Annotated in this window: 2 protein-coding genes; both read right to left on the minus strand. The window is 65.5% G+C overall.

Annotated features, from left to right (window positions below; translation table 11 throughout):
* Positions 1-1,299 (minus strand): DUF1522 domain-containing protein (locus A5906_RS15160; RefSeq protein WP_136615249.1); only part of this gene is annotated, 1,299 nt, incomplete at its 3' end.
* A gap of 329 nt (positions 1,300-1,628) precedes the next feature.
* A partial coding sequence (locus A5906_RS15165) for a DUF1522 domain-containing protein (RefSeq protein WP_080136158.1) occupies positions 1,629-3,474 on the minus strand: 1,846 nt, incomplete at its 5' end.

The following is a 3,474-nucleotide window of genomic DNA, read 5'->3' on the forward strand; positions in this document are numbered from 1 at the left end:
CTGACCGGTCGCGGTCGAGAGCACCGCCGCACCCGAAGTGATCTTCGCGGTCTGCACGCCGGTGGCGAGGTCGATCGCGTTGAGCAGGTCGGTCACCGTCGCGCTCTGGAGATAGACGGTCGAGTTGCCGCTGCCGTCGGTGACGATGTTGCCGTTGACACCACCCGAGGTCACGCTGGCTGCCGACTGCGGCGTCTGCGCGTTCTTGAAGGTGATGATGTGGCCGTCGACGTTCAGCGTCGAACCGTCCTGAACCAGAGCACCCAGCGAACCCGCGCTGGTCTGGCGGGCCACGCTCACGCTCGTGTTTCCGCCGCCGCTGGCCGAACTCAGGCCAAGGGCCTTGAGCAGATCGGCCTTGCCGGTCACGTTCAGGTCCGCACCCGTCGAACTCTCCAGAATGACCTTGCCGCCCGCGACGGACGAGATGGTCTGGGCCGTACCAACCGTGGCGCCGCTCTGCGTGATGGTGGCAGCACCAGCGCTGATCGAAGCGCTCTGCACGCCGCTGGCCAGATCGATCGCCTTCAAGAGGTCGTTGACGTTCGCCGTGGCGAGATAGACGGTGGTGTTGCCGTTGCCGTCGGTGACGAGGTTGCCGCTGACGCCCGACCCGGACGGAACCGCGGTCGACGCCGGAGCAGCGCCGCTGCGGAAGGTGATGGTCTTGCCGTTGACCGTCAGCGTGTCGCCGTCGGCAGGCTGGGCGTTGCCGACCAGGCCGGTGGCAGTCGTGGCGCCGGTGGCGATCAGGGTGATGGTTCCGGTCAGGGCCGTGGTGCCGTCGCCAGCCGTTGCCGCGGTGCCCGTGAACACGCCCTGGCTCGCGCCCAGGGTCTTGGCAGCCGTAATCGCGGTCGTGCCGCCGGGAGCGCCGGTGTACAACACGTTGCTGGAAGCCGTCGCGCTCGCAAAGCTCGTCGTGCCACGCAGGTCGGCCGCCGTCGCACCGGAGATGGTGGTAGAGACGTTCGACTTGGTGGAGTAGCCGACCGTGGTCTGCAGCGCCTGGTTGGCGATCGACTTCGCAGAGTCGATCAGCTTCTGCAGCGAGGTCAGGCCGGTGTTGGCAGCCTGCAGCACCTGCACGCCGTTGGCGATGCTATCGAGCAGGTTGTTGATGTCGCTGGCGCGGTTGTCGAGCGACTGTGCCGTGAAGAAGTTGGTGGGATTGTCCAGGGCCGAGTTGACGCTCTTGCCGGTCGACAGACGGTTCTGTGTGGTGGCGAGAAGATCGGCGGTGGACTGGAGAGAGAGCAGGTTCTGACGAACCGACGCAGAGAGAACAATACCGGACATGACTCTTACCCTTCTGGCTTACGCGTCTTCGGTCGATCGCTTCTGGATCGAGTGACGGGGCCAGCGTGCCGTGACGTGGCTAACAAAGGGTGAAAGGAGCAAAGCCCGCATAAGCGCCGGTTCACCATAAGCGAGCCAACAGCGCGAGCACGGTTCGAAATCCGCCTGAAATCATTGGCAATTTCCGGCGCTTACGCTCCATTAACCATAACCGCTGGTTACTTTTTCGAGCGCTCTCCTGCTCTCTCGAAACTTCGGGCAGCAAGCAAAAAGAAAGCGGCGGGGCCGAAGCCCCGCCGCCGGATCTTGCTTGCGATATCGTCCGCGACTTAGCGCAGCAGCTGCAGCACACTCTGCTGCGACTGGTTGGCCAGCGACAGCGCGGAGACCGCGATCGATTGACGGGTCGACAGCGCCTGGCTGTTGGCGGCTTCGACGTTGGTGTCGGCCAGCGTCAGGTTGGACGAACCGGTCTGCAGCACGTTGATCAGGTTCTTGTTGAAGTCCTGACGAACCTGCACGATCGTCAGGTTCGAACCAAGGCTCGAGGCCTCCGAGCGCAGCGTGCTCGACGCTGAGTTCAGGTTGGTCAGCACCTTGTTGGTGGCGGCGTTGTCGATGAAGTCGACGCCGACGGTCAGCGCGGCAAGGCCCAGACCCTTGGAGTTGTAGGTCACGCCGGTGATGCTGAGGTTCGACTTGCCGGTCTCGTCGAACACCAGCTTGAGCTGGTCGCCGTTCAAGAGGTTGACGCCGTTGAACGAGGAGTCCTGCGCCGTCGAGTCGATCTGGTTCAGGATGTTGTTGTACTGAGACACCAGGTTCGAACGCGCCGTCTGGGCAACCGTGTCCTGGACGGGGCTGGAAGCTGTCGAGAACGTCAGCGCCGTCGTCAGCGTGCCGCCGATCGCACCACCTGCGGCGCTCGAACCGATGGTCGAGGACGCGTAGTCGTTGGTGGTGGAGACCGTCAGCAGGCCGTTGGCGTCGATCGTTGCCGTCAGGTTGTTGGCCTGCAGCTTGGTGTTGAGCTGATCGAGCGTCTTGACCGTGCCGTTGGTGCCGTCGCCGAAGGTGACGTTGACCGCCGTGCCGCCGTTGAAGGAGGTGAAGGTCAGGGTCTTGCCGGTGAGGCCGCCGACGCCGGAGGTACGGGCCGCGGTGAAGGCGGTCGCGGTGCCGGTGTTGCCGGCGAGGCCGAGCGCGTTCAGCGCGTTGCCCGTGCCGGTGATCGCGAGGTCGGCATTGACGCCGGTCGAGAGCTTGAGCTGGCCGGACGTGCTAACCGACGAATTGGTCTGACCGGTCGCGGTCGAGAGCACCGCCGCACCCGAAGTGATCTTCGCGGTCTGCACGCCGGTGGCGAGGTCGATCGCGTTGAGCAGGTCGGTCACCGTCGCGCTCTGGAGATAGACGGTCGAGTTGCCGCTGCCGTCGGTGACGATGTTGCCGTTGACACCACCCGAGGTCACGCTGGCTGCCGACTGCGGCGTCTGCGCGTTCTTGAAGGTGATGATGTGGCCGTCGACGTTCAGCGTCGAACCGTCCTGAACCAGAGCACCCAGCGAACCCGCGCTGGTCTGGCGGGCCACGCTCACGCTCGTGTTTCCGCCGCCGCTGGCCGAACTCAGGCCAAGGGCCTTGAGCAGATCGGCCTTGCCGGTCACGTTCAGGTCCGCACCCGTCGAACTCTCCAGAATGACCTTGCCGCCCGCGACGGACGAGATGGTCTGGGCCGTACCAACCGTGGCGCCGCTCTGCGTGATGGTGGCAGCACCAGCGCTGATCGAAGCGCTCTGCACGCCGCTGGCCAGATCGATCGCCTTCAAGAGGTCGTTGACGTTCGCCGTGGCGAGATAGACGGTGGTGTTGCCGTTGCCGTCGGTGACGAGGTTGCCGCTGACGCCCGACCCGGACGGAACCGCGGTCGACGCCGGAGCAGCGCCGCTGCGGAAGGTGATGGTCTTGCCGTTGACCGTCAGCGTGTCGCCGTCGGCAGGCTGGGCGTTGCCGACCAGGCCGGTGGCAGTCGTGGCGCCGGTGGCGATCAGGGTGATGGTTCCGGTCAGGGCCGTGGTGCCGTCGCCAGCCGTTGCCGCGGTGCCCGTGAACACGCCCTGGCTCGCGCCCAGGGTCTTGGCAGCCGTAATCGCGGTCGTGCCGCCGGGAGCGCCG

The organism is Bradyrhizobium sacchari (assembly GCF_002068095.1).
Classification (GTDB): domain Bacteria; phylum Pseudomonadota; class Alphaproteobacteria; order Rhizobiales; family Xanthobacteraceae; genus Bradyrhizobium; species Bradyrhizobium sacchari.